Below are 26,448 nucleotides of genomic sequence, written 5' to 3'. Positions count from 1 at the left end.
CCAAAGCCTCCCTGGCCTGTACTGCGGTTGAGACTGCTTGTCCTCGAACCTGCCTGCTTCAGCAGCGCCCTAAAGGGCCGGCCTCCCGGATCCCTTGCTGCGGCGAAAGCAGCCAGCAGGCCGTGTGGAACTCCGTCACGCTGTCGCGGTGAGCGACCGAAACCAGTGCCCCGCCTCGGCCCTGAACCAGCTGCACCAGCCGGCTGTAGATCTGCGCTTCGGCGGCATTGTCCAGCGCGCTCGTGGCCTCGTCCGCAAACACCCAGGCCGGACGCTTGAGCAAGACCCGCGCCACGGACAGCCGCTGCTGCTCGCCTCCCGACAGGCTGCTGTTCCAGGCCGCCTGGCTGTCCAGCCGCTCCTGCAACTGCGGCAGCTGCGCTTCGCGCAAGACCTGTTTGAGCTCGGCATCGCTGTAGCTTGCCGCCGGCTCCGGATAGGCCAGGGCATCGCGCAGGCTGCCGTCGGGAAAATAAGGGCGCTGAGGAATGAACATTGCGTCCAGAGGCCGCTCCACCTGACCTCGCGCATAGGGCCAGATGCCGGCAAACGCCCGCAGCAAGGTGGACTTGCCACTACCCGAAGGCCCACTGATCAGCAACCTCTGGCCCGGTCGTATCTGAAGCTCGGCGTCAGCCACGATCGGGCTTCCTGCGGGCAGGGATACATCGAGATTTCGGGTCTGCAACTGGGTCGACGCTGCAAGCTGCACCCCGACCGGATGTTCCTCCTGCTCGCGCAAACTCTCGTCAAAACCGGCCAGACGCAAGGTCGTGGCCCGCCAGGCGGCGATATCGGAGTAGTTGTTGACGATCCAGCTCAGCGAGTCCTGCACCTGATTGAAGGCCGAGCCTATTTGCATGAGCTGACCCAGCTGGATGGCACCGCTGAAAAAACGCGGTGCGGCAATGATGAAGGGAAAGACCACGGCCGCCTGGCCGAAGAAATTGGTAAACCAGCCCAGGCTCTTTTGCTTCTTGATCAGGTTCAGGTAGTTGCCCAGGGCATCGCCAAAACGCAGGCCGATCTGCGCCCCCTCGACGCGCTCGCCACCGTCCAGGGCAATGGCTTCGGCATGCTCGCGCACGCGGATCAGGTGATGGCGGAAATTGGCCTCCAGCTGCTGCTGGCGGCTGTTGAGCCAGACCTGGGGTTTGCCGATCCAGAAGGTGATCGCACTGCCGACCAGGCAATACAGCACCGCCATCCAGACCATGAAGCCGGAAACCTGCAGCTGCCCGCCGCCGAACAAGGCCGGCAGAGCTATATCGACGACGGAACTCAGGCCCCACAGAATGCCGACGAAGCTCACAAAGGTGACGGCCGCATTCAGCAGCCCCATGGACAGCGACACGGTATAGGTGGTGAAGAGATTCAGGTCCTCCTGAATCCGCTGGTCCGGGTTGTCAGGCGCCTTGGCATTGCCGTCCACGCCATAGCGCCCCAACTCCAGGCGGTAGAACGCCTTGGCCGATAGCCAGCGCTGCAACATGTGATCAGTCAGCCAGCGCCGCCAGTTGAGCTGCAGCAACTGCGTCAGATAGAACTTGTAGACCGCAATGACGATATACACCAGGGCCAGCCAGAGAAAGCGCCAGAGCTGCTGCCAGAACACCTCGGCCTGCTTGTTCTGCAATGCGTCATAGAACACCCGGTTCCATTCATTGATCTGCACCAGCATGAACACTGCGGCGAGATTAAGGCCCACGATGGCGGCCAGCAGCCCCCGGGCTCGCCATTTATCTTCGGACTGGAAATAGGGCCGGGTCAGCGAAAAGGCCTGGCGCAGCACGCCCAGCCGGTGTTTGCGGAACTCAGGTCCCTGGCTCTTGGAATTCATGCAGGCTTTCAGTGATTCATGAACAACTGGCGCCGCGGCGATGCCGCTGCCAGGCTCCTGAACTCACCCTAAGCCGGTTAACTGAGGCCAGACTTAAATGCTGGCAGCCGCCCTGCCCGGCCTTCGAAAGGCATAAAAAAACCGCTGCCCTTGCGTCAAAGGCAGCGGATGGCAGGGTCGGCTCAGTGCCGCGCTAGGGCAGCAGATCCAGTGCCTGCAGATAGGCAGGCTGGCGCATCAGATCGTCCCAGGCCTGGGGTTCAGTATCGGGCAGCAGCGAGACACGGCGCGATTCGGAGTCGATATCGGGCACCCAGCGGCCATCGCGCAGCGCGGCATCCATGCCGTCCAGCAACTCATCCACATGCTCGCCCAGACCCAGGCTCTGGTTGCACAGCAACACCATGTCGCAGCCCGCATTCAGGGCCGTCAACGCGGCATCGGTGTAGCTGATGAGTGCGCCGTCGATGCGGCGCGCGCCCTCCATACTGAGGTCGTCGCTGAAAATGGCTCCGTCATAGCGCAAACGGGCGCGCAGGATGTCCTTGAGCCACTTCTCGCTGAAGCCTGCCGGGCGCTTGTCCACCTTGGGATAGATCACATGGGCGGGCATGACGGCGGTAAGCACGCTGGACAGCCAGGGATACGGTGCGGCGTCTTCGTCGAGAATGGCCGTCAGGCTGCGCTTGTCAACGGGAATGTCCACGTGCGAGTCGGCCTTCACAAAGCCGTGACCGGGGAAATGCTTGCCGCAGTTGCCCATGCCGGCCTGCAACAGGCCGTGCATCAGGCTCTTGGCCAGGGCCGCCACCACGCGCGGGTCGCGGTGAAAGCTGCGGTCACCGATGACCGAGGATTCGCCATAGTCCAGATCCAGCACGGGCGTGAAGCTGAAATCCACACCGCAGGCACGCAGCTCCGTGCCCAGCACATAACCGGCGGCGGTGGCGGCGTTCATGGCCCGCATGGCACCGCCGCCTTCGCGGTGCTTTTTGCCCTTACCGTCATCCATCCACATCTCGCCAAAGGCGCGCATCGGCGGAATATGCGTGAAGCCGTCGGTGCGAAAGCGCTGCACGCGGCCGCCCTCGTGGTCCACGCTGATCAGCAGATCGGGCTTGACGGCCTTGATATCGGCGCACAGCTGGACCAGTGCGCTGCGGTCCTCCCAGTTGCGCTTGAAGAGAATGATGCCGCCCACCAGCGGATGGGAAAGGCGCGCGCGGTCCACATCAGTCAGCGATGTGCCGGCAATATCAATGATCAAAGGTGCATGCATGCTCATGATTTAATAATTTCTATAGCTGCCAGCGCCTATATATCAAGCACCAGAGGCTAATTTCACTCTTTTCTTTCGACGACACAAAAGCTGGCTGCGTAGTCGGATTCATCGGTGACGGACAGGTGCGCCGTCAGATTGTTCTTCTCAAACCACTCCTTGAGTTCGCCATGCAGGCGAATCGCAGGCTGGCCGCTGGGCAGCTTGATGACTTCGCAATGGCGCCAGGTCATGGGCATGACCATGCCCATTCCCACGGCCTTGCTGAAGGCCTCCTTGGCCGAAAAGCGCGTGGCCACATAACGGATGCCGCGCTCGGGCCAGCGCTCGCTGCGCGCCTTCCAGGTCGCCAGTTCGCCATCGGCCAGAACCTTGCGGGCAAAGCGCTCGCCATGCTTTTCCAGGCTTGCGCGTATGCGGCGCACATCGCAGATATCGGTGCCGATGCCGTAAATCATGCGGGGCTCCTTTTGAGTCAAATCAGGCTCTGGCGCTTGCCAGTCAAGCGCCAGCAGCTATGGTTTCAGGATTTTTTGGCAGCCATACCGGCATCGATGCAAGCCTGATAGGCCTTCACGGTCTCGGCATAGCCCAGCTCCAGCGCATCGGCGATCAGCGCATGGCCGATGGAGACTTCGGCGAGACCCGGCACCCGGGCCACGAAGGCGGCCAGATTGTCGCGATTGAGGTCATGGCCGGCATTGATGCCCAGGCCCGCATCCAGCGCGGCCTGCGCGGCCCTGGCATAGGTTTGCAGTTGCTGCTCCTGCTCGGACTTGCCCCAGTTGGCGGCAAAAGGCTCGGTGTAGAGCTCCACGCGGTCGGCGCCGACCGCCTTGGCAGCCGCCATCTGCTCGGGGATAGGGTCCATGAACAGGCTCACACGCACGCCCAGCGCCTTGCATTCGGCAATCAAGGGCTTGAGGCGTTCGGCATCCTGAGGAAAGCTCCAGCCATGATCGCTGGTGAACTGGTCTTCGCTGTCGGGCACGAAAGTGGCCTGATGCGGACGCGTCTGGCGGATGAAATCCATCAGGTTCTGCGTGGGATTGCCTTCGATATTGAATTCGGCGCCAGGCCAGCTCTTGAGCAGCTCGTGCAGCTCGAACACATCCTGCGCACGGATGTGGCGCTCATCAGGACGCGGGTGAATGGTGATGCCCTGCGCTCCCGCTTCAAGGCAGATCTGCGCCGCACGCGTCACCGATGGAATGCCCAGATGGCGGGTATTGCGCAGCAGCGCCACCTTGTTGACGTTGACCGAAAGCGCGGTGCGTGGGGAGGCAGAGGTATTCATAGCGATTGCAGATCCATCATCAGCTGGCGGGTGCGCAGCATGGTTGAGCCGCAATGGTATTGCAGAAGATGGCGCAATTGCGGCTTCAGGGCCTGGGCTACTTCGGGCTCGGACAGCGCATTCAGGGTTCTCGGAAACGGCTGCTCGGCCTGCAGCGCCAGCTCTATGCTCTGCCACTGCAGGCCGCTCAGCGCCGCGCGCTCGTAGCCCGAAGCCTGGCGCAACCCCCCATCGGCCACCAGCGTGTAGCGCAAAACACTGTTGACCTGGCTGAGCGTGGCGCTTTCCTGCCTCAGATCGGGCAGATGACCGAGTTCGCGCAGCAGCACCAGCTCGAAGGCGCGCAGCACGGGCTCGATGGCCTCGGTCGTGCCGCCATGCTGGCCAGCCAGCACGCGCACCACACCGGCATAGATATCGAACAGCGCCGTATAAGGATCATCGCGCGCCAGCAGGCGCAGCAGCAGCTCGTTCAGGTACATGCCCGACCACAGCGCATCGCCCTGGGGCATGACATGGCCGCCCACCCATTCCGCCCCCTTCAGGCTATGAATCTCAGCATTGCCCTCTGCTCCCAGCGTGTAGCTGAGCTTGAGCGGCTGCAGCGGCAGCAGCACAGGGCGAAAGTTGGAGGTATGGCGCTTGACGCCCTTGGCCGCGAGCGCCACCCGCCCGCGATGGCGCGTGAACACCTCCAGGATCAGGCTGGATTCACTCCAGTCGTACTGGTGCAGGATATATGCGGGTTCGTCGCCGACGCGTTTGGCGCTAGCCATGACTTGCTCCGTACCACAACAAAAATGTGAAGGGGGCGGTTTTGCCGCCGGGCCGCCCCAAGGCAAAACCCGGCCTAAGCCGGGTCAGGACCCCCTCGGGGGGCAGCGGGCACGCGCAGTGAGCGAGCGTGGGGGTCAAAAAGTTTTACTCGTAGCCGAAGGATTTGACCCGGGCCTCGTCATCAGCCCAGCCGGACTTGACCTTGACCCAGACTTCCAGGAACACCTTGGCGTTGAGCAGCTTTTCCAGCTCCTGACGGGTTTCGGTGGAGATGCGCTTGAGGCGCTCGCCGCCCTGGCCGATCACCATGGCCTTATGGCCGTCGCGCTCGACCACGATGGTGGCTGCAACGCGCATGAAGCGACCGAACTTGGGGCTGGGCTCCTCCTCGAACTTGTCGATGACCACGGTGGAGGTATAGGGCAACTCGTCGCCCGTGAAGCGGAACAGCTTCTCGCGCAGGGTCTCGGAAGCCAGGAACTTCTCGCTGCGGTCGGTCAGTTCGTCCTCACCGTAGAACCAGGGCTGCTGCGGCAGGTATTTGGCGCAGATGCCATACATGCGCTCGATATCCTTTTTGTTCTTGGCCGACATGGGCACGAACTCGGCAAAAGGATGGCGCTCCTGCATATCGCGCAGCCAGGGTGCGATCTCGGCGCGGCGACCCACGGTGTCGAGCTTGTTGGCGATCAAGAGCGTGGGAATGCCGGGCTTGAACAGGCTCAGCACCTTGGCATCGGCCAGTGTGAAGCTGCCCGCCTCCACCACGAACAGGATCAGGTCCACATCGCCGATCGCGCCCATCACGGTCTTGTTGAGCGACTTGTTCAGGGCAGTGGAATGCTTGGTCTGGAAACCGGGGGTATCCACAAAGACGAACTGGGTCTCGTCCTTTGTGCGGATGCCGGTGATGCGGTGACGCGTGGTCTGGGCCTTGCGCGAGGTGATGGAGATCTTCTGGCCCACCAGCGCGTTCATCAGGGTGGACTTGCCCACATTTGGCTTGCCGACGATGGCGATCAGACCGCAGCGCTGCTCTTCGGGCGCGTAGACGCGAGCCGGAGCCTCTTCCTCCTGGTCGCGGATGGCGGTCGGCGTGCTACCGGGCTTGGCAGCGGCCAGCATGGCGCTGATGTAGTCCAGGCTGGGGTCGCTGATATCGGTAGTCACAGACTTGGGGCCTTTTTGGCCCTTGGCTTTTTCTGCACCTGCGGTGCCCGCTATCTTTTTCTTAGCAGCATCGGTCATGGATTTTTGGCTTTCACTTTTTCCAGCAAGGCAGCGGCGGCTGCCTGCTCGCCCATGCGACGGGATGCTCCCGAGCCCTGGGCGCTGATATTCCATTCGGCAATCGTGCACTCGACCTTGAAGGTCTGCTTGTGCGCCGCGCCACTGATTTCCACCACATGGTATTGCGGCAGCTTCATGCGCTTGCCCTGTAGCAATTCCTGCAGTGCGGTCTTGGGGTCTTTGTCGGCCGCACGCATATGGGGGTTGATGTCCACCCCCTCGAAGAGGTGGTGAACGACTTTCTCGCCTGCGGCAAAGCCGGCGTCGAGGTAGACGGCGCCGATCAGCGCCTCCACGGCATCGGCCAGGATGGACGGGCGCTGCTTGCCACCGGACTTGGCCTCGCCCTCGCCCAGACGCAGCAGGTCAGGCAGCTGCAGCTTCAACGCAATCTTGTGCAGCGTGCCTTCCTTGACGAGATTGGCCCGAACGCGCGAGAGATCGCCTTCGGGCATGGAGGCCAGCTTGGCATAGAGCAAGCTGGAGATGGCCAGACTGAGCACCGAGTCGCCCAGAAACTCCAGTCGCTCGTTGTTGTCGGCCGAAAAGCTGCGGTGCGTGATGGCACGCTGCAGCAGCGCCGGGTTGGCAAATTGATGTTGCAGCCTTTGCTGCAGAGCGACTAGAGCAGGTTCCACCTGAAAGGTCTATTTCTTGAAACGGTAAACAAGGTAGGCAGGGCCTGCCAGATGAATCTCACGGGAATACTCGAAGCCCACGACGATCTTGTCGTTGACCTTGGTCACGTTCAGATCGTTGCCAGAGATGGACTTGAAATCATCAATGGAGGCCGAACGATCGAAGCTGGCCTTGACTTCGGCAACGGTACTGCCTTCAGCGGCGGCCTTGTTGGCCGCCTTGGTGATGGCCTGGTACTCCAGGAAGACGGGCACCGATTGTGCGCCAATTGCGGCAACCGCCACGATGATGGCCACGAGAAACACCAGACCGATGAAGGACAGACCACGCTGCCTGGAGCGCAATGCCAGATTGTTCATGCTTTTCCCCTCTCAAGCCGGGCATGTTCCTGCCCGTGTATCCCAGAAAAATGACGAAACGATTGCCGGTGCTCAGTGGAAACGGCCGATACGGCTGAGATCACCGAAGTTCATCCAGACAAAAAAGGCCTTGCCCACGATGTTCTGGTCCGGCACAAAGCCCCAGTAGCGCGAGTCCAGCGAGTTGTCGCGGTTGTCGCCCATCATGAAGTAATAGCCTTCGGGTACCTTGCAGGTCACGCCTTCAACGCTGTAGCGGCAGTTTTCCTTGTACTCGAAGTTGCTCGCCCCCTGGATGAAGGCCGGCACATCGTTGTTGACGATGGCACGGTGCGGCTGCTCACCCAGGGTTTCCTCGAACTGCTTGAAGTAGCGCATCACGTCACGGTCCAGAAAGTCCGGCAGTTCGCGGGTAGGCAACTCCTTGCCGTTGATGCTCAGACGCTTGTTGATATAGGCCACTTCATCGCCGGGCACGCCCACCACACGCTTGATGTAGTCCAGCGTGGGCTGGGGCGGGTAGCGGAACACCATCACATCGCCACGCTGGGGCTTGTTGCCTTCGGTGATCTTCTTGTTGATCACGGGCAGGCGGATGCCGTAGGTGAATTTGTTGACCAGGATCAGGTCACCCACCATCAGCGTCGGAATCATGGAGCCCGAGGGAATCTTGAACGGCTCGAACAGGAAGGAGCGCAGCACGAAGACTATGGCGATCACCGGGAACAGACCGGCGGTCCAGTCCAGCCACCAGGGCTGCATGAGGATGCGGCCTTTGGCATCGTCGGAGACTTCGATGTCGGTCTTGGCAATACCCATGCGGTCCAGCTCGGCGCGGCGCTCGACCGCTGCCTGCTCCAGCGCTGCCGCAGCCGCGCGGCGTCGAGGCCAGAAGTAAAAGCGCTCGGCCAGCCAGTACACGCCGGTCACCACGGTTGCCAGAAACAGCAGCAGCGCGAAGTTGCCTTCGATGGAGCCGGTGTACCAGGCCGCGATATAGCCTACAAAGGCCGCTAGGATGGCGGCCGTGATCCACTGCATGACTTGCATCAATCCTCCACTTGCAGAATGGCCAGGAAGGCTTCCTGCGGCACTTCTACCGAACCGATCTGCTTCATACGCTTCTTGCCGGCCTTCTGCTTTTCGAGCAGCTTGCGCTTACGCGTGATGTCGCCGCCATAGCACTTGGCCAGCACGTTCTTGCGCATGGCCTTGACGGTTTCGCGCGCAATGATGTTGGCGCCGATCGCTGCCTGGATGGCCACATCGAACATCTGGCGGCTGATGATCTCGCGCATCTTGGCAACCACGGCGCGGCCGCGATACACGGACTGCGAGCGGTGCACGATGATGGACAGTGCATCGACCTTCTCGCCGTTGAGCAAGATATCGACCTTCACCACGTCGGACGCGCGATATTCCTTGAACTCATAGTCCATGGAGGCATAGCCGCGCGAGACGCTCTTGAGCTTGTCGAAGAAGTCCAGCACGATTTCGCCCAGAGGCATCTCGTAGGTCAGCATGACCTGACGGCCGTGGTATTGCATATTCATCTGCACGCCACGCTTCTGGTTGGCCAGCGTCATCACCGGGCCCACATAGTCTTGCGGCATGTAGAGGTGCACGGTCACGATGGGCTCGCGAATCTCCTGGATGCGGCCGATATCGGGCATCTTGGAGGGGTTTTCCACGTCGATCAGCTCGCCATCGCCCTTGATCACCTGGTAGACCACGCTGGGGGCCGTGGTGATCAGATCCTGGTCGAATTCGCGCTCCAGTCGCTCCTGCACGATTTCCATGTGCAGCAGGCCCAGGAAGCCGCAGCGGAAGCCAAAGCCCAGCGCCTGCGAGACTTCGGGTTCGAACTGCAGCGCCGCATCGTTGAGCTGCAGCTTTTCCAGCGCATCACGCAACTGGTCGTATTCAGAGGCTTCGGTGGGGTACAGACCCGCGAAAACCTGGGGCTTGACTTCCTTGAAGCCCGGCAGGGGCTTGTCGGCAGGACCCAGGTTGTTGGGTAGCTTTTTTTCCAGCGTGATGGTGTCACCGACCTTGGCGGCCTTCAGCTCCTTGATGCCGGCGATGATGTAACCCACCTCACCGGCCTTGAGCGCGTCGCGCGGCTGGTTGGCCGGGGTGAACACACCGATGTTGTTGGCTTCATAGGCAGCACCGCTGGCCATCATCTTGAAGCGCTCATTCTTCTTGAGCTCGCCATCCACCACGCGCACCAGCATCACGACGCCCACATAGGGGTCGAACCAGCTGTCCACGATCATGGCACGCAGCGGTCCGTCGGGATTGCCCTTGGGAGCCGGCACCTTGGCCACGATGGCTTCCAGAATCTCGTCGATGCCCATGCCGGTCTTGGCCGAACAGGGAATGGCGTCGCTGGCATCGATACCGATCACGTCCTCGATCTCGGCCTTGGCATTCTCGGGGTCGGCCTGAGGCAGGTCCATCTTGTTGAGGACGGCGAACACCTCCACGCCCAGGTCCAGCGCGGTGTAGCAATTGGCCACGGTCTGGGCTTCCACGCCCTGAGAGGCATCGACCACCAGCAGACCGCCTTCGCAGGCCGACAGCGAGCGCGAGACTTCGTAGGAGAAGTCCACGTGGCCGGGGGTGTCGATCAGATTCAGGTTGTAGACCTGGCCGTCCTTGGCCTTGTATTGCAGGGCCGCGGTCTGGGCCTTGATGGTGATGCCGCGCTCTTTCTCGATGTCCATCGAGTCCAGCACCTGGGCTTCCATATCGCGGTCGGCGAGGCCTCCGCAGCGCTGGATCAGGCGGTCCGCCAGAGTGGACTTGCCATGGTCAATGTGCGCAATGATGGAGAAATTACGGATGTGATTCATCAACGAGAAAGACAGCTTGGAATTGAAAAAAGTGGCCTGCAGCAGCAAGAAAAAAGGGCGCGTCCCTCAAGCGGCGCGCCCTTAACCAACAATCTCTGGCAACTGCGATAGTTGGGACTTTATTGTAGGCAAAACTGGCCGCAAGCCAAGACCCAGCAAGGCTTGACAAGTTTCGGTTTGTGATCTTCGAATTCATTTATCAACAAATTATCCACAAACCAGAAAACACCGTTTAGCCATCAGCAGCCGGAGATTGCAAAGGCTTTTGCACCGCTTGAAAACCGCTTGTCAGCGTGATTTTTTGCGTCCAACCACCATGCATTTGCGTGGGATTCTACCCAATGGCATAGGGGCACTGACAGGCTGAGGGCTTGTTGTCATTTCAGATCACGAAATGGCAACAAGCCCATGCTGGCTTTCAGCTCAGTTATTTGGCAGGGCGAATCAACACATACTGCGCCCAGTCACCACGGCGCACCAGCACATTGACGGGTTTGGACTTGTCAGCCTTGGCCCAGGCAGCCTCGAAGCTCTTGAGATCGGAGACTTCCGCATTCGCCAGTTGCAGGATCACATCGCCTTCACGCAGGCCGGCACGGGCTGCGGCATCCACCGCAGCCGACACGCGCACGCCGCCCTTGATGGCCAGCTCCTTCTTCTGCGCCGCCGTCAGTTCGCTCAGCGTCAGGCCCAGAGCCTTGTTCTCCAGCGTGCCGGCGGAAGGCGTCTTGCCTGCCCCACCGCTGCCGGCCTTGGTCTTGGCAGATTCGTCAGAAGGCACTTCGGCAATCACCATGCTCAACTCCTTGAGCTTGCCGCGGCGCAGCACGGTAATGGAGCTCTTGGTGCCTGGCTTGGTATTTCCTACGAGACGCGGCAGATCGGAGACCTTCTCGATGGCCTTGCCATCGAACTTGGTGATCACGTCGCCCGCCTCCACACCGGCCTTGGCCGCAGGAGAGTCCGGCTCGACGGCCGAGACCAGAGCGCCTTCTGGCTTGCCAAGGCCTATGGACTCGGCCACATCCTTGGTCACGGGGCCGATCTGCACGCCGATACGGCCGCGCGTGACCTTGCCGGTGGCACGCAGCTGATCGCTGACACGGATCGCTTCATCCACGGGAATTGCAAAGCTGATCCCCATGAAGCCGCCCGAACGCGAGTAGATCTGGCTGTTGATTCCCACCACCTCACCACGCATATTGATCAGCGGGCCACCCGAGTTGCCGGGATTGATGGCCACATCGGTCTGGATAAAGGGCAGATAGTCGCCAGTATCGCGCTGCTTGGCCGAGACAATGCCGGCAGTCACCGAGTTTTCGAGCCCGAAGGGCGAGCCTATCGCCATGACCCACTCGCCCACGCGCAGCTTGCTCACATCGCCGATCTTGACCGCAGGAAGTCCCTTGGCATCGATCTTGACCACCGCGACATCGGTACGCTTGTCTGCGCCGACTATTTTTGCCTTGAACTCTCGCTTGTCGGTCAGCGTGACAATGACTTCATCTGCGCCGTCGACCACATGGGCATTGGTCATCACATAGCCATCAGCCGTAAGGACGAAGCCAGAGCCCACGCCACGTGGCTGCTCTTCCTCTGATTGACCGCCCTTGGGCGAGCGCTGACGCGGCACATTGGGCACTGGAAGGCCGAAGCGGCGAAAGAACTCCAGCATATCTTCATCCATGCCCAGAGCTTCGGCGCTGTTGTTGGAGACTTTCTCCAGCGTTCGAATGTTGACAACCGAAGGTCCCACCTGATCGACCAGATCCGTAAAGTCCGGCAGGCCGCGTGCCGTAGCAGCACTTTGGGCATGAGCAGCAGTAACCGGCAGCATGCCTCCTGCGGCCAGAGCAGCGATCGCCATCGCACTGGCAATGGCAATGGCTGTAGCCGAAACACGGGATTTGAGCGTCATCCGGGCTGGTGTGCGCATCGTTTTTATTCCTTGTTCGAGTCGTCTGACAGAACGGGTCGTCAAATCAGACCCATGAGAGAAAACAGGTGAGAGCATTGAAGCGCATTCTGGCAAAAGCCGCCATCAACTGAAAGCACTCAGGCTCTTCAAATTGCGCGCAGATAAAACAGCATCTGCACCCAACTGATCCTAAATCAATAGCTGCGTTCGCAAGCCGGGAAAAAGCCTAGACCTGACAACCATGCATTTCAGGCCTAAGACTGCTGTGTGAAGAAGCATCAATGGCGGGTAGCCGTGGCAAAGCTTGCATTGCGCAAAAAGCTGGCAGGCATCTGCAGATTGGGCGCGCTGCTTTGCTGAGGGTGAGAAGCCAGCAACTCGTCCAGACGCGGGTCACGCAGCATCACGGTCTGGCCGTTGGGACCAGCAACTGCCACCACCGTGGAAGACTGGGCTTCCGAACCCAAGGGCATGGCCGCCTCTTCAGCACCCGAAACGGGCTGGCTCAAGCCCAGCGATGCGGCAGGCGCAGCGGCCACTACGGCATTCGGGCTGAGAGCGGCGAGCTGCGCCCCACCCTGGCGGCCGTACAGCCCCCCCGAACCTGCGAGCATGACCCCCCAGCCCACGGCGGCCACAGCAGCAACCGAAGCAAAGCCGGCCGCCATCTTCCAGCGAAAGACCGATGCATTGGCCGCCTGACGGGCAGGCAGGCTGACCACGGCTGCGCCGTTGCCCTGAGCCTGCACGCGCTCCTCGGCTGCAGTGATCTGCTCCAGACCGCCCAAACCGAGGGAACTGGCCGCATCTGCGGTCACACCGGGCAGATGAATGCCGCGAATCGGCTCGCGCTCCATATGAGCGCGCACGCCGCTCAGAATATCGTGCTGACTGTGATGGGCCAGCTCGGGAGAACGCAGCACATCGCCAATCAGGTGATACATGGCCCAGGACTGCTGGCCTTCGTCGCTTTCCGCATAGGAAAGCACGGCCTGCATCTGGACCGAGGAAGCCTCGCCATCCACCAAGGCCGACAACTGTTCCTGCTTGATCAGATCGTCATTCATGAAGTTCACCTGCTCGTCTTGCCTGTACTACCAACGCTTTCCGCCCTGGCGCTCCAGCAGGGGCTTGACCCTGGCCGAAATCGCCTCGCGTGCCCGAAAGATGCGCGAGCGCACCGTGCCTATGGGACAGTCCATCGCCTGCGCGATTTCCTCATAGCTGAGCCCCTCGATTTCGCGCAGCGTGACCGCCTGGCGCAAATCCTCGGGCAAAGCCTCCATGGCAGCATTGACGGCTTCGGCGATTTCACGCGCCGCCAACACTGTTTCCGGGGTTTCCTGAGTTGTTAGTTCCTGTCTGTGAACAGAAGTTTCATCCTCATCGTCCCCAGTGTGTAACGCGCTCTCGGTCATCACCGGCGAGCGATGCATTTCCATCAAGGCCTTCTTGGCGGTGTTGACTGCGATGCGGTACAGCCAGGTGTAGAACTGGGCCTCGCCGCGAAACTGGTGCAAGGCCTTGTAGGCGCGAATGAAGGTTTCCTGCGCGATGTCAGGCACCAGATCGACATCGCGCACCATGCGGCCCACCAGACGTTCGATGCGACGCTGGTACTTGATGACCAGAAGCTCAAAAGCCCGTGTGTCGCCAGCATTGGCTCGTTCGACCAGAGCCAGATCGCTGTCGGCAGAGGGAGTGGGAAAATCGGGTGGTGTCATGAAAGGCCAAGCAGCGTGCTGCCATAACCGGCGAAGGCCTAGCCTTGCTCTGCCAGCGGCACGATGGAGGAATATACCGCACGCCGCAAGTCTCCCCATTGCTCGGGGCTGTGTCGTTGAGACAGGAAAATCCATAGCACCCTGCGCCTGCCGCCCTTGGACCTGAACACCAGAACTTCCGAAACGCTGAGCCAAAGCCAGTGGCCACCATCAAGCCCCAGCGCCAGCCGCACAGGCAGTGACCGAGCTGTTGACAGGTTTTCGGCCTCCAGCAGCCAATGCTCGCCATTCCAGAGCAGACGTCCTTGCGGCCAGTTGCGCCACTGTCCGCAAAGCAGCACTGCGGCCAGGATCAGGGCCGGTAAAGCCAGCAGCACCTGCAACCAGCCCGATTGAACTTGCAGGCACCAGACCAGCAGAGCCATCAGCAAGACCATCCCGATCAGCACCAGCCCCCCTCCGGCCCAGCCAGGCCGGACAAAGACATAGGCAACAGCTGGAGCATGGTAGCGAGCACTCATGAGCCGACCATGTGCGAAAACCCGGCTGCAGCAAAGCTAGGGAAAGCACGATCAAGCCGCACATAGAACAAAGCCCGCAAGGCCTGGGCCTGTGCGGGCTTGTGCAGAAGCGGCTCGACGCGACTTAGACGCGCTTGAAGACCAGCGTGCCGTTGGTGCCTCCGAAACCGAAGTTGTTCTTCACGGCAACTTCCAGCTTGGCGTCACGCGCCGTATTGGCGCAATAGTCCAGATCGCACTCGGGATCCTGGTTGATCAGGTTGATGGTCGGAGGAATCTTCTGGTCGTGCAGCGCCATCACGGTGAAAACGCTCTCGATGCCACCAGCACCACCCAGCAGGTGACCCGTCATGGACTTGGTCGAGCTGACCACCAGATTCTTCTTCGCAAACTCGCCCATGGCCGCCTTGATGGCATTGGATTCGTTCGCATCGCCCAGCGGCGTGGACGTGCCGTGCGCATTCAGGTAATTGACCTGATCCTGGTTCACACCGGCATTGCGCAAAGCATTGAGCATGGCGCGGCGGGGGCCGTCCATGTTGGGAGCCGTCATGTGACCGGCATCGGCACTCATGCCAAAGCCTGCCAGCTCCGCGTAAATCTTGGCGCCACGGGCCTTGGCGTGTTCGTACTCTTCGAGCACCAGCACACCGGCACCTTCGCCGAGGACAAAGCCGTCACGGTCCTTGTCCCAGGGGCGCGAGGCAGCCTTGGGGTCGTCGTTGCGCGTGGACAGCGCACGCATGGCAGCAAAGCCGCCGACACCCAGAGGCGAGACAGTGGCTTCCGTGCCACCGGCCACGACGATGTCTGCATCGCCGTATTCGATCATGCGTCCGGCTTCGCCGATGCAGTGCAGGCCTGTGGTGCAGGCTGTCACTATCGACAGATTCGGCCCCTTGAAGCCAAATCGCATGGACACATGCCCTGCCACCATATTGATGATGGAAGCAGGCACGAAGAACGGCGTGATGCGGCGAGGACCGCGGGCAGCCAGTTCTGCGTGAGTGTTCTCGATCAGCGGCAGGCCGCCAATGCCCGAGCCGATCACGCAGGCAATGCGTGTGGCCAGGTCTTCGGACAGGGCTTCACCTGTGGGCAGGCCTGCGTCCAGAACGGCTTGCTCCGCAGCCGCGATGCCGTAATGAATGAAGGTATCCATGGAGCGCGCATCTTTGGCGCTCATGTACTTCTCCACATCAAATCCCTTGACCTCACCCGCAATCTTGCAGGAGAAGTTCGATGCATCGAACTTGGTGATGAGGTCAATACCGGACTGGCCGGCCAAAAGATTGGCCCAGGCTTCGCCCACCGTGTTACCCACGGGGGAGATGCAGCCCAGACCGGTCACGACAACGCGACGACGGCTCATGCGTTCAAACCTTTAACTGATCGCTGAAAAAAGACCTTAGGCCTTTTGGTGGGTATTGGCGTAGTCGATGGCGTTTTGCACCGTCGTGATCTTCTCTGCGTCTTCGTCAGGGATCTCGATGCCGAATTCATCTTCCAGGGCCATCACCAGTTCCACTGTGTCCAGGGAGTCAGCGCCCAGGTCAGCCACAAAGGCCTTTTCGTTGGTCACTTGGGACTCTTCAACGCCGAGTTGTTCGGCAATGATTTTTTTGACACGTGCTTCGATATCGCTCATGGTTTCCCTCAGGGGGTTGTGAATGAACCCGCGATTCTAGCCGTTTCGGGAGAAGCCCCTTGGCGGCAGGCCGTCGCGAGGACACGGCCACTGAACTTGCAAAAGTGTTCAGCTTCTGGCAGCAAGTACGGCAAACACCGCGCAAACTGCCGAAATTTCTTACATGTACATGCCGCCGTTGACGTGCAGTTCCTGCCCCGTCACATAGCCGGCACCGGCAGAGGCCAGATAGGCCACCGCATGTGCGATGTCGCTGGGTTGACCCAGATCACCCATGGCGATCTGTGCCTTGAGCGCAGCCTTTTGCGCCTCTGGCAGGTCTGCTGTCATATCCGTGGCGATGAAGCCGGGAGCCACACAGTTCACGGTGATGCCGCGACTGCCCAGCTCTTTGGCCAGGGCACGGGTCATGCCAGCCACGCCAGCCTTGGCTGCGGCGTAGTTGGCCTGACCGGCATTGCCCGAGGCACCCACCACGCTGGTGATGCTGATGATGCGGCCGAAACGCTGCTTCATCATGGGACGAATAGCCGCACGGCTGACTCGGAAAACAGCCTTCAGATTGGTGTCGGTGACGGCATCCCAGTCGTCATCCTTCATGCGCATCGCCAGGGTATCGCGGGTAATGCCGGCGTTGTTGACCAGCACATGCAGACCGCCGTCATTCTTGACGATGGAATCGATCAGGGCATCCACGGCAGCGCCGTCGGTCACGTTCAGCGTGACGCCACGGCCACCGAAGGCGGACAGCGCCTGGTTGATCTTTTCAGCACCGGCATCCGAGGTGGCCGTGCCAATCACTTGATAGCCCTTGGAGGCCAGCTCCTGCGCGATGGCGGCACCAATGCCACGGGTGGCACCGGTGACCAGGGCAACCTGGGGCTTGGTCTGGTTATCAGTCATGCGAGCAATTCTTTCACGTCAGCCAGTGTGGCTGCATCAAACAGGGGAACACCCGTCAGGTCGGCGTCAATACGCTTGACCATGCCGGCCAGCACCTTGCCGGGTCCACATTCCACGATATGGGTCACGCCGCGAGCCTTGATGGCCTGCACGCATTCCACCCAGCGCACCGGACCAAAGGCCTGACGATACAGGGCATCACGAATCGCATCAGCGTCCGTCTGGACGGTGACGTCGATATTGTTGATGACGGGAATCTGAGGCGCTGCCAGCGTCAGCTCGGCCAGTGCGGCCTTGAGCTTTTCAGCAGCAGGTTTCATCAGGCTGGAGTGAAAAGGTGCGGAGACCGGCAGAGGCAGGGCGCGCTTGGCACCGGCCGCCTTGACCGCTTCGCAGGCCTTTTCCACGGCCAGCTTGCTGCCGGCAATCACGGTCTGGCCCGGGTCGTTGAAATTCACGGCTTCCACCACTTCAACGCCACCCAACTGGGCCGTCACTTCGGCACAGACTGCCTTGACCTTTTCGGCATCCAGCGCCAGCACGGCCGCCATGCCGCCCGTGCCCACAGGCACGGCATCCTGCATGGCAGCGGCGCGCAGACGCACCAGGGGTGCGGCCTGAGCCAGCGTCAGCACGCCGGACGCAACCAGCGCGGAGTATTCACCCAGGGAGTGACCGGCCACGGCATCGGGCAGCGCACCGCCTTCGGCCTGCCATACGCGCCAGGCCGCCACGCCGGCCACCAGCATCACGGGCTGGGTATTGGTGGTCAGCGCCAGCGCTTCCTTGGGGCCTTGCTTGATCAGCAGACCCACATCCTCACCCAGAGCCTCTGAGGCTTCGGCCACGGTCTGAGCCACGACGGGATGATCACCCCAGCCATCCAGCATGCCTACGGACTGAGAGCCCTGGCCAGGAAATACAAATGCGAATTTCTTCATATTTCTTCGTATAAAAACTGCCTTAAACGCTTATCCAGATTGCGCTTACAGCTACATTTTGAGGAGCACAGCACCCCAGGTGAAGCCGCCGCCCACGCCTTCGAGCAGCACGGTCTGGCCTTTTTTGACCTGGCCGCTGCGCACGCCATGGTCTAGCGCCAGGGGAATCGAGGCCGCCGAGGTGTTGCCATGCTGATCGACGGTCACCACCACCTTGTCCATGGACAGCTTGAGCTTTCGCGCCGTGCTTTGCATGATGCGGATATTGGCCTGGTGCGGAATCAGCCAATCGATGTCGGCATCCGTCAGACCTGCCTTTTCCAGCGCGGAGCGAGCAGCCTTGTCCAGCACGCTCACAGCCAGCTTGAACACGGCCTGACCGTCCATCTTGAGCAGGGGGTCACCCAGCACATTGCCGCCGGAGACATTGCCCGGCACGCAAAGAATGCCGACATGGCTGCCATCGGCGTGCAACTCGGTGGACAGGATACCGGGCTCGTCGGACGCCTCCAGCACCACGGCACCCGCGCCATCGCCAAACAGCACGCAGGTCGTGCGGTCGTTGAAATCCAGGATGCGGCTGAAGACTTCGGAGCCCACCACCAGCACGCGCTTGGCAGCGCCGGTCTGGATCATGGAATCGGCCACCGTCAGTGCATAGACGAAACCGCTGCACACCGCCTGCACATCAAAGGCAGGGCAACCGTTGCTGATGCCCAGCTTGTGCTGAAGGATGGCGGCCGTCGAGGGAAACACCATGTCCGGAGTGGACGTAGCGACAATGATCAGATCGATATCCGAAGCCTCTATGCCTGCAGCCTCGATGGCCTTGCGACTGGCTTCCAGAGCCAGGTCGCTGCTGGTCACATCGGGCTCGGCAAAGTGGCGGGCACGAATGCCGGTGCGCTCGACGATCCACTCGTCCGAGGTTTCCAGGCCGCGCTGAGCCAGCTCGGCTGCGAGGTCGTTATTGGTCAGGCGGCGGGGCGGCAGGTAACTGCCGGTGCCAATGATGCGTGCGTAGCGTCTCATGTCTTCTATCAGGGCGCCGAAGTTCCAGATTCCGTCTGCGCTGCCAGCAGCAATGGTGCGGCAGCAGCAATACGGCTGCGGACACGGTCAAGCAGGTTGTTGCGTGCCGCATCATACGCGCGGTTCAAAGCATGCTCGAATGCCATTGCATCGGCCGAGCCATGGCTTTTGAAGACCAGCCCGCGCAGACCCAGCAATGCAGCGCCGTTGTAACGACGGTGATCAACGCGCTTCATCAGCGCAGATAGCACCGGATAGGCAATGATGGCAGCAATCTTGGTGAAGATGTTGCGCTTGAACTCTTCCTTGAGAATCCCCGAGATCATCGAAGCGACCCCCTCGGTGGTCTTGAGCGCGACGTTACCAACGAAACCATCGCACACGACAATGTCCACCACGCCCTTGAAGGTGTCGTTGCCTTCTACATTGCCGTAGAAGTTGAGGTTGCCCGCATCGCCTGCTGCGCGCAGCAGCTCTCCTGCACGCTTGATGACTTCGCTGCCCTTGATCAGCTCTTCACCGATATTGAGCAGGCCGACGCTGGGCGCCTCCGTGTTCTTGAGCGCCGACACCAGGGCCGAGCCCATGACCGCAAACTGCAGCAGATGCTCCGCCGTGCAGTCCACATTGGCCCCCAGGTCCAGCATGGTGGTGTCGCTACCCTTGGCGTTGGGCAAACCAAAGGCAATGGCAGGACGGTCAATTCCATCCAGCGTCTTGAGCAGATAACGCGAGATCGCCATCAGCGCCCCGGTATTGCCCGCCGACACTGCAGCCTGAGCCGCACCATTCTTTACCTGCTGTACGGCCACGCGCATGGACGAATCCTTTTTCTTGCGCAGAGCTATTTCCACAGGGTCATCCATGCTCACCACTTCCGTGGCGGGAACGACGGTCACGCGCTCATGCTTGAAGCCGGCCAACTCCTCGGCCTTGCCGACCAGCAGCAGATGCGCATCGGGGTGTGAATTCAAAAACTGACGGCACGCGGCCAGCGTGACGCGGGGGCCATGGTCGCCCCCCATGCAGTCAACAGCCAAATTAATCATGGGCGACTGACAGGTCCAATCGGGTTTGGGGTAATGAACTGAATGGTCCAGGGACCACCACAGGAGTTATCTGCAAAACCAGCCCTGGAATTGTGCAGCAAGGCCAGTCAAGGTTAATTTTGCAAATATCTCCCATAAAAACAAAAGCCTGCTGCTACAAAAAATGTAGCAACAGGCTTTGCGAATGCAGTCGTCGCTTAGGCTTCGGACTTGTTCTTCAGCACTTGACGGCCACGGTACACGCCGTTGGGGCTGATGTGGTGGCGCAGATGTGTTTCGCCGGTAGTGGCTTCAACAGCAATGCCAGGCACATTCAGTGCATTGTGCGAACGGTGCATGCCGCGCTTGGAGGGAGACTTCTTGTTTTGCTGAACAGCCATGATGGCTCCTGTGTATCTTGAAAGGGTTGGTAACACGACCCACACAGCAAGACCGGGCAAAAAACTCTGCCTTTCGACGCACCCACCGAGAGTAAGTGCGCCCTTGTCTGTGCAAGTCCTAAAAAAACGCGATCAGCCCATTAAAGACACGAGGGGGTTTCGCGCGAAGCTCACGATTATAGCGCAAACGCTTTTCGCGGCCTACGCAAAATCAAATCCCCACCGTGCTCCGGGCTGGATCAGTCGGCAGACTTGCCTACATTGAGAGATTGCAGCACGGCAAAAGGGTTCTCCTTTTGCTCATTGGCCTGCTCGAAGGCGTCATCGCTGACCTCCAGCTTGACGGGGACCGGGCAGACCTCATGGCGAGGCACCACCGGCACTTCCATCAGCAGCTCGTCCTCGATCAGCTCCAGCAGATTGAACTCGCTGCTCAGTGCCAGCACATCCTCATCGCTGTCGTCATCTTCCAGTTCTGCCGTCGCCTCGTCCGGAACGAAGCGAAATGACCGATCCACATAAAGGGGAATATCGGCCTCGGTCAGGCAGCGCTGGCAGGTCAGCGGCAAATCCACCTCGGCACTCAGGTGCAGCCACACATGGCCGCTGCCGCCCTTTTGCTCAACCAGCTCGCCTTCGGCCTCCCAGCGTACCAGGGGCTGCTCGCCAGTAATCGCCAGCGCATCGGCCGCCAGACGCTTGAAGTCCGACAATGGTGCCTGACCATGCAGATGACCTGCGGCCTGCGCGAAAGCACGCACGTCCAGCCGGGTCGCAGAAAAATCCTTGCTCATGCAGCCAGTGTAAGAGAATCCCGCAATGCCCGACTTATTGATTGCCGGACGACTTGAGCGTCCATTGATTCTTGGCTCCACCTCGCGCTACCGCCGCGAGCTGCTCAGCCGCCTGCAACTGCCGTTCGAGACGGTTTCTCCCGAAGTGGATGAAACCCCGCACAGCGGCGAAACACCCTACGAGCTGAGCCTGCGTCTGGCCGTGGCCAAGGCACAAGCCGTGGCCCAGCTACACCCCGGCGCCATCGTGATCGGCTCCGACCAGGTGCCCGAACTCGACGGCCAGCCCCTGTCCAAGCCTGGCACCCACGAGCGCGCCACCGAGCAGTTGCGCCAGATGAGCGGCCGCCAGATGAATTTCCACACCGGCGTCTGCGTGAGCTGTGCCGAAACCGGCTTTATAGAGTCCAGCGTGGTCACGGTGCAAGTGCGCTTTCGCGAACTGAACGACCTCGAGATCGAGCGCTATCTGCGTGCCGAGCAGCCTTATGACTGCGCAGGATCAGCCAAAAGCGAAGGCCTGGGCATCGCTCTGCTGGATGCCATCGTCAGCGACGACCCCACGGCACTGATAGGCCTGCCGCTGATTCGCACCTGCCAGTTGCTGCGTGCCGCGGGAGTGGTTCTGCCATGAGCGACACATCCAAAGGCAAGGCAGGCACTCTTTATCTGGTGCCGGCTCCACTCGACTTCGGCTGCGAAAGCCAGACCGCACTGACCGAGGTGCTGCCCGAGGGCACGCTGCGTCGCGCTGCCTCTCTGACTCACTGGATCAGCGAAAACGCCAAGACGGCCCGCGCCTACCTAAAGCGCATCGACGCCCTGTTCCCGCTGGCTGCTCCGCTGCAGGCCCAGAACATTGCCGAGCTGCCACGCGAAGCCCACAAAAAAGGCGACCATGGCAATAAGGGCGGCGCCGTCTTCGACCCCAAGCCCCTGTTGGCACCGGCGTTGGCCGGGCAGGACATGGGCTTGATCAGCGAGGCGGGCATGCCCGCCGTGGCCGACCCGGGCAGCTCCATCGTGCGCGCCGCCCATGATCTGGGCATTCGCGTCGTACCGCTGACGGGACCGGTCTCGCTGCTGCTGGGCCTGGCTGCCAGCGGCCTCAACGGCCAGAACTTCGCCTTTGTCGGCTATGTGCCTCAGGATGGCGCCGAGCGCACGGCCCGCATCAAGGAGTTGGAGAGCCTGGCCCTGCGCCAAGGCCAAACCCAGCAGTTCATCGAGACGCCTTACCGCAATGCCGCCCTCTGGCAGGCGCTGCTGCAAACCCTGCAACCCAATACCAGACTGGCCCTGGCCAGCGGATTGACACTGGAGACAGCACGCATTGAAAGCCATCTGGTGCGCGAATGGCGCCAGCGCAACGCCCCACCCGACAATCGCACGCCGGTGGTGTTTGCCATAGGCCGCTGAGAGCCAGGAAACAAAAAAGCCTGCGGCTAAACCGCAGGCTTTTTGATAGCTACCGGTGCTATCCAGAAAGGGTTGGCGCCTCTCTGACGCTCGATCAGCGAATGCTGGGCACCAGCCCGCGCATGGCTTTTACCGATCCCTCGCCGATGGCCGCGCCAAACCGCTTGGCCAGACGTTCGGCCACATTGTCGCGGCGGGTGTAGTCGATGACTTCCTCGGCCTTGACCACTTCACGCGCCACAAAGTCGAGGCTGCCCAGCTTGTCGGCCAGACCCAGCTCCACAGCCTGCTGGCCGGTCCAGAACAGTCCACTGAACATTTCAGGGGTTTCATGCAGACGGTCGCCACGGCCGGCCTTGACCACGCCGATGAACTGCTGGTGAATCTGCTCCAGCATCTGCAGCGCAAATTCCTTTTGCTGCGCAGACATGGGGCTGAACGGATCGAGAAAGCCCTTGTTCTCTCCAGCCGTCAGCAGACGGCGTTCCACACCCACCTTGTCCATCACACCTGTGAAGCCGAAGCCATCCATGAGCACGCCGATGCTGCCCACGATGCTGGCCTTGTCGACGAAGATCTCGTCGGCCGCCGCCGCGATGTAGTAGGCCGCCGAGGCGCAGGACTCTTCGACCACCGCATACAGAGGCTTGTTGTACTTGGCCTTGAGACGCGTCATCTCGTCGTTGATGATGCCCGCCTGCACGGGGCTGCCGCCGGGCGAGTTGATCAGCAGCACCACGGCGCGCGAGCCCGAATCCTCAAAGGCGCTGCGCATGGCCGCCACCACGAACTCAGCACTGGCATCCGCTCCCGAGGCGATCTCGCCCTTGATCTCCACCACCGCTGTATGGGGTGAGGTACTGGTCTTGGTGGCCGTATCCTTGAAGAACACCGCCCACAGCACCAGCAGCACCACTACGGACCACAGCAGACGGCTGAAAAAACGCCAACGCCGTGCTGCTCGCTGCTCCTTGATGGAAGCAAACACCAGCTTTTCCAGCACATCGCGCTCCCAGCCCCCATCCCCGGAGACCTTGGCTGTGGCCGGCGCCTCGGCGGATGCGGCAGAAGCCTTGGACCACAGGTCCGCGCCCGGCGTCACATGCGGCTGGGAATCATGGTTATCAGGGGTGTTTGGGGAACTCATCTCAAAACTCTGGAGGTTTCAGTTGTGGCCCAGTATGCCAGCGCACTACGCCATCGCTTTCGCTCAAGGCGATTTTTACCAGCCCGCCACGGCAAGGACCGCCTGCACAGGCACCGCTGTCAGGTTCGTAGGCAGCTCCGTGGGTAGAACACAACAGCCAGCGACCGGAATCGTCAAAAAACTGACCTTCCTGGTAGTCCATTTCCATGGGGATATGGCTGCAGCGATTCAGATAGGCATAGACCTGCCCCTGGTAGCGAATCGCAAAAGCGCGGCTGCCTTGACCGGCATACTGCACGTCAAAGCCCACAGCCCGACCGCCGTCGACCAGATCGGCACTGGCGCACAACTCCACGGTCTGCGTCATGGCAGCCTTCACGCGTTGGCCAGAAGCCAGGCCCGCAGTTGCGCTGCGGAGTCGGCCACGAACAGCGGATCGAACTGGGCAAAGCCGTCGGGGGCATGGGCACCATAGGACACCCCTACACAGGCACAGCCAGCATTCTGCGCCATCTGCAAGTCGTGCGTGGTGTCGCCGATCATCAGCGTGCGCTCGGGCTCCACACCAAATTCGGCCATCAACTCGTGCAACATCAGCGGACTGGGCTTGCCGGCGGTCTCGTCGGCCGTGCGCGAACCGTCGAACAATCCCTTGAGCTGCGCATCCTGCAGCGCATGGTTGAGCCCCATGCGGCTCTTGCCCGTGGCCACGGTCAGCCAGTGGCCGCGCTCGCGCAGCTCGGCCAGCAGCGGCAGGATGCCGTCAAACACGCAGATATCGTCCTGATGCTTGAAGAAGTGAAAGCGATAGCGATTGGCCAACTCCGGGTATTTCTCGGGCGGCACATCGGGTGCCGCGCGCGCCAGGGCCGGCATCAGCGCCATGCCGATCACATAGGCTGCCTGCTCGTCACTGGGCATGGTGCCGCCCACATCACGCACCGCCTCCTGGATGCTGCGGCTGATGATGGCCGTGGAGTCCGCCACGGTCCCATCCCAGTCAAATGCAATCAGATCGAAGCGGCGTGGTCGCCGGGGGCTATGGTTTTCAGTAGTCATGAAGCCTGGTCAGTTCACAAAGTCCGCCAGCTCCGGCGGCAGTTCGGCGCGCAGCTCGACACGCTCGCCGCTGGCGGGATGATTGAACTGTAGCCGCCAGGCGTGCAGAAACATGCGTTTGAGGCCCTGCTTTTGCACACGACGGTTGAGATCAAAATCACCATATTTGTCGTCACCGACGATGGGATGCCCCTGCGATGACAGATGCACGCGAATCTGGTGGGTACGACCCGTCTTGATGGTCACCTCAAGCAGGCTCATGGCAGGCAGTCCCTGCAGGGGGCGCGGCTCGATCAGCTTTCTGACCTTGACCAGGGTGATGGAGCGCATTCCGTCAGGGTCATCGGCCGTGGTCACGCGCACGCGGCGCTCGCCGTCTGCCTGCAGATACTTGTGCAGCGGCAGATCGATCACCTTCTTGTTGGCCGGCCAAGCCCCCTGCACCAGTGCCAGATAGGTCTTGCCGGTCTCACGTTCGCGAAACTGGTCCTGCAGATTGATGAGTGCGGAGCGCTTTTTGGCGACCAGCAAAATGCCCGAGGTCTCGCGATCCAGCCGGTGCACCAGCTCGAGGAACTTGGCATCGGGACGCGCCTGGCGCAGTTGCTCGATGACGCCGAAGCTCACGCCCGAGCCTCCATGCACGGCCACACCGGCAGGCTTTGACAAAGCGATCATGTGCTCGTCATCCAACAGTGCGGGAAAGTCCTTAGCCGGCGCCGGGCGTTCCGCTTTTTCAGCCACTTTGTCGGAGATCCGGACCGGGGGAAGACGCACCACATCGCCGGGCTGAACCCGGGTCTCTGCACTCACGCGCCCCTTGTTGATCCGTACTTCACCACTACGGATGATGCGGTAGACATGGGTCTTGGGCACCCCCTTGAGGTGGCGCATGAGAAAGTTGTCGAGTCGCTGTCCGGCGGAGTCTTCATCGACCTCGATCAGCCGTACCGAGGCCGTGGCCGTATTCTGGGACCGGTCCTGTGCCGGTTTGCCCTCTATAATGTGTTTCACCTGTGCCGAGCTTAGTTGTAAGTGATTGATTCGCATGGAGTTTAGTCCAAACAATCATTTCCCACCGCACAGGCAGGTCGATGCCCGCCAGTTTTGCACACGCAAATTGCAGTCAAGATGAGCTGCAGCAGCCTGTGAAAGCCTGGCAAAGGCTGACGAATTGAAACACTGATACGGAATCTCATACCGTGCAGTTGTCCAGGCAAAAGCAGCCTGCAACTGCCGGTTCTCTCAACGAGCATGTGGATCTTTTGGACATTGCTGATCAACCTCTGGGGCAAGGCACGGCCGGCCCCCGGGACGAGCCATGTCTCAAAGAAACCACCCACCTCCCTAGCACGCGCGTCGGCTTCTTTTGTACCTCGTCTGCATGCGCGTCCTCTCCCGCTCGTCCCCCGGCCTGTACCTCCGCTACTGACTTGAGATCAGGCCAGTAGCGCCGTCCTGTACCGCCCCCAGATTCCTCATCCGTTTCAACTCGTTCGTCTGGCATCACGGCTCCTGTTGAGCCTGTCTTTGATTACCAGTCAAAGGTGCGTTGGTCTGTGACCAGCGTGCCC

The 26,448-nt window shown here is 61.0% G+C and carries 28 protein-coding genes; 2 read left to right on the top strand and 26 right to left on the bottom strand.

The genetic code is table 11. The features are described 5' to 3' along the window. Positions 1 to 58: 58 nt before the first annotated feature. The 22 genes from DFO48_RS07300 to DFO48_RS07195 all read right to left on the bottom strand — a co-directional run bounded on the left by DFO48_RS07300 (position 59) and on the right by DFO48_RS07195 (position 21,249). On the bottom strand, positions 59 to 1,840 hold the full coding sequence (locus tag DFO48_RS07300) for an ABC transporter ATP-binding protein/permease (protein WP_114862979.1): 1,782 nt from the start codon (positions 1,838 to 1,840) through the stop codon (positions 59 to 61). A gap of 193 nt (positions 1,841 to 2,033) precedes the next feature. Continuing rightward, on the bottom strand, positions 2,034 to 3,125 hold the full coding sequence (gene nagZ / locus DFO48_RS07295; protein WP_003076637.1) for a beta-N-acetylhexosaminidase: 1,092 nt from the start codon (positions 3,123 to 3,125) through the stop codon (positions 2,034 to 2,036). Positions 3,126 to 3,181: 56 nt separating this feature from the next. Further along, positions 3,182 to 3,577 carry a holo-ACP synthase gene (gene acpS, locus DFO48_RS07290; RefSeq protein WP_003076639.1) on the bottom strand — a complete coding sequence of 132 codons (396 nt, stop codon included), beginning with the start codon at positions 3,575 to 3,577 and terminating at the stop codon, positions 3,182 to 3,184. A 65-nt stretch (positions 3,578 to 3,642) separates the two neighbouring features. Continuing rightward, a complete protein-coding gene (locus DFO48_RS07285) occupies positions 3,643 to 4,416 on the bottom strand; it encodes a pyridoxine 5'-phosphate synthase (protein ID WP_114862978.1) in 774 nt (257 codons plus the stop codon). Further along, entirely contained in the window at positions 4,413 to 5,192 is a 780-nt protein-coding gene (gene recO / locus DFO48_RS07280; RefSeq protein ID WP_114862977.1) for a DNA repair protein RecO, read from the bottom strand. The genes DFO48_RS07285 and recO overlap by 4 nt, the downstream gene beginning before the upstream one ends. Positions 5,193 to 5,337: 145 nt before the next feature. Continuing rightward, positions 5,338 to 6,441 carry a GTPase Era gene (era, locus tag DFO48_RS07275; protein ID WP_003057966.1) on the bottom strand — a complete coding sequence of 368 codons (1,104 nt, stop codon included), beginning with the start codon at positions 6,439 to 6,441 and terminating at the stop codon, positions 5,338 to 5,340. After that, complete coding sequence (gene rnc / locus DFO48_RS07270; RefSeq protein ID WP_003057967.1) at positions 6,438 to 7,121, bottom strand: ribonuclease III; 684 nt, start codon at positions 7,119 to 7,121, stop codon at positions 6,438 to 6,440. The genes era and rnc overlap by 4 nt, the downstream gene beginning before the upstream one ends. Positions 7,122 to 7,130: 9 nt before the next feature. Then, positions 7,131 to 7,481 (bottom strand): DUF4845 domain-containing protein, encoded by a 351-nt coding sequence (locus DFO48_RS07265; RefSeq protein ID WP_114862976.1) that lies wholly within the window; start codon positions 7,479 to 7,481, stop codon positions 7,131 to 7,133. 72 nt (positions 7,482 to 7,553) lie between these two features. Next, positions 7,554 to 8,531, bottom strand: coding sequence for a signal peptidase I (gene lepB / locus DFO48_RS07260; RefSeq protein ID WP_003076646.1), 978 nt, complete (start codon positions 8,529 to 8,531; stop codon positions 7,554 to 7,556). After that, complete coding sequence (lepA, locus tag DFO48_RS07255; protein WP_114863117.1) at positions 8,531 to 10,339, bottom strand: translation elongation factor 4; 1,809 nt, start codon at positions 10,337 to 10,339, stop codon at positions 8,531 to 8,533. Before lepA ends, lepB begins: the two co-directional genes overlap by 1 nt. Before the next feature lie 427 nt (positions 10,340 to 10,766). Continuing rightward, positions 10,767 to 12,275 (bottom strand): DegQ family serine endoprotease, encoded by a 1,509-nt coding sequence (locus DFO48_RS07250; protein WP_114862975.1) that lies wholly within the window; start codon positions 12,273 to 12,275, stop codon positions 10,767 to 10,769. A gap of 260 nt (positions 12,276 to 12,535) precedes the next feature. Then, entirely contained in the window at positions 12,536 to 13,324 is a 789-nt protein-coding gene (locus tag DFO48_RS07245; RefSeq protein ID WP_114862974.1) for a sigma-E factor negative regulatory protein, read from the bottom strand. Between the two features lie 27 nt (positions 13,325 to 13,351). Further along, positions 13,352 to 13,981: an RNA polymerase sigma factor RpoE gene (gene rpoE / locus DFO48_RS07240; protein WP_003076654.1), complete on the bottom strand. Its 630-nt coding sequence runs from the start codon at positions 13,979 to 13,981 to the stop codon at positions 13,352 to 13,354. Positions 13,982 to 14,019: 38 nt separating this feature from the next. Continuing rightward, positions 14,020 to 14,502: a hypothetical protein gene (locus tag DFO48_RS07235; protein ID WP_114862973.1), complete on the bottom strand. Its 483-nt coding sequence runs from the start codon at positions 14,500 to 14,502 to the stop codon at positions 14,020 to 14,022. A 124-nt stretch (positions 14,503 to 14,626) separates the two neighbouring features. Then, positions 14,627 to 15,874 (bottom strand): beta-ketoacyl-ACP synthase II, encoded by a 1,248-nt coding sequence (gene fabF / locus DFO48_RS07230; protein ID WP_003057981.1) that lies wholly within the window; start codon positions 15,872 to 15,874, stop codon positions 14,627 to 14,629. Between the two features lie 36 nt (positions 15,875 to 15,910). Beyond that, on the bottom strand, positions 15,911 to 16,150 hold the full coding sequence (gene acpP / locus DFO48_RS07225) for an acyl carrier protein (RefSeq protein ID WP_003058049.1): 240 nt from the start codon (positions 16,148 to 16,150) through the stop codon (positions 15,911 to 15,913). A 159-nt stretch (positions 16,151 to 16,309) separates the two neighbouring features. Beyond that, positions 16,310 to 17,053, bottom strand: a complete 744-nt coding sequence (gene fabG, locus DFO48_RS07220) for a 3-oxoacyl-ACP reductase FabG (protein WP_114862972.1) — start codon at positions 17,051 to 17,053, stop codon at positions 16,310 to 16,312. After that, the gene (gene fabD, locus DFO48_RS07215; protein ID WP_114862971.1) at positions 17,050 to 17,994 is read right to left on the bottom strand and encodes an ACP S-malonyltransferase; all 945 of its coding nucleotides are present in this window, start codon (positions 17,992 to 17,994) and stop codon (positions 17,050 to 17,052) included. Before fabD ends, fabG begins: the two co-directional genes overlap by 4 nt. A 51-nt stretch (positions 17,995 to 18,045) precedes the next feature. Beyond that, a complete protein-coding gene (locus DFO48_RS07210) occupies positions 18,046 to 19,026 on the bottom strand; it encodes a beta-ketoacyl-ACP synthase III (RefSeq protein WP_114862970.1) in 981 nt (326 codons plus the stop codon). A gap of 8 nt (positions 19,027 to 19,034) precedes the next feature. Further along, complete coding sequence (gene plsX / locus DFO48_RS07205) at positions 19,035 to 20,075, bottom strand: phosphate acyltransferase PlsX (protein ID WP_034348996.1); 1,041 nt, start codon at positions 20,073 to 20,075, stop codon at positions 19,035 to 19,037. A gap of 197 nt (positions 20,076 to 20,272) precedes the next feature. After that, positions 20,273 to 20,455, bottom strand: coding sequence for a 50S ribosomal protein L32 (rpmF, locus tag DFO48_RS07200; protein ID WP_003058062.1), 183 nt, complete (start codon positions 20,453 to 20,455; stop codon positions 20,273 to 20,275). 239 nt (positions 20,456 to 20,694) lie between these two features. Then, entirely contained in the window at positions 20,695 to 21,249 is a 555-nt protein-coding gene (locus DFO48_RS07195) for a DUF177 domain-containing protein (protein WP_114862969.1), read from the bottom strand. A gap of 25 nt (positions 21,250 to 21,274) precedes the next feature. Between DFO48_RS07195 and DFO48_RS07190 the strand changes: the two genes are divergently transcribed. Both DFO48_RS07190 and DFO48_RS07185 read left to right on the top strand, forming a co-directional pair. Continuing rightward, entirely contained in the window at positions 21,275 to 21,883 is a 609-nt protein-coding gene (locus DFO48_RS07190) for a Maf family nucleotide pyrophosphatase (protein ID WP_034349000.1), read from the top strand. Continuing rightward, positions 21,880 to 22,668: an SAM-dependent methyltransferase gene (locus DFO48_RS07185; RefSeq protein ID WP_003076667.1), complete on the top strand. Its 789-nt coding sequence runs from the start codon at positions 21,880 to 21,882 to the stop codon at positions 22,666 to 22,668. The genes DFO48_RS07190 and DFO48_RS07185 overlap by 4 nt, the downstream gene beginning before the upstream one ends. A gap of 94 nt (positions 22,669 to 22,762) precedes the next feature. On the opposite strand, the gene DFO48_RS07180 is transcribed toward DFO48_RS07185, so the two are convergent. From DFO48_RS07180 to DFO48_RS07165, 4 genes are read right to left on the bottom strand one after another with little or no spacing between them, the layout of a single operon-like run. Next, on the bottom strand, positions 22,763 to 23,815 hold the full coding sequence (locus tag DFO48_RS07180; RefSeq protein WP_114862968.1) for a S49 family peptidase: 1,053 nt from the start codon (positions 23,813 to 23,815) through the stop codon (positions 22,763 to 22,765). 1 nt (position 23,816) lies between these two features. After that, positions 23,817 to 24,182 carry a Rieske 2Fe-2S domain-containing protein gene (locus DFO48_RS07175; RefSeq protein ID WP_003076671.1) on the bottom strand — a complete coding sequence of 122 codons (366 nt, stop codon included), beginning with the start codon at positions 24,180 to 24,182 and terminating at the stop codon, positions 23,817 to 23,819. Positions 24,183 to 24,190: 8 nt separating this feature from the next. Then, the gene (locus DFO48_RS07170) at positions 24,191 to 24,874 is read right to left on the bottom strand and encodes an HAD family hydrolase (protein ID WP_114862967.1); all 684 of its coding nucleotides are present in this window, start codon (positions 24,872 to 24,874) and stop codon (positions 24,191 to 24,193) included. 9 nt (positions 24,875 to 24,883) lie between these two features. Then, positions 24,884 to 25,888 carry an RluA family pseudouridine synthase gene (locus DFO48_RS07165; protein ID WP_169315343.1) on the bottom strand — a complete coding sequence of 335 codons (1,005 nt, stop codon included), beginning with the start codon at positions 25,886 to 25,888 and terminating at the stop codon, positions 24,884 to 24,886. Between the last annotated feature and the right edge of the window lie 560 nt (positions 25,889 to 26,448).

Origin of the sequence: Comamonas sp. AG1104 (genome assembly GCF_003350425.1) — a bacterium.
GTDB lineage: Bacteria > Pseudomonadota > Gammaproteobacteria > Burkholderiales > Burkholderiaceae_C > Comamonas > Comamonas testosteroni.
The sequence above is the reverse complement of the archived record's forward strand: the minus strand, read 5'-3'. Positions and strand labels throughout refer to the sequence as shown.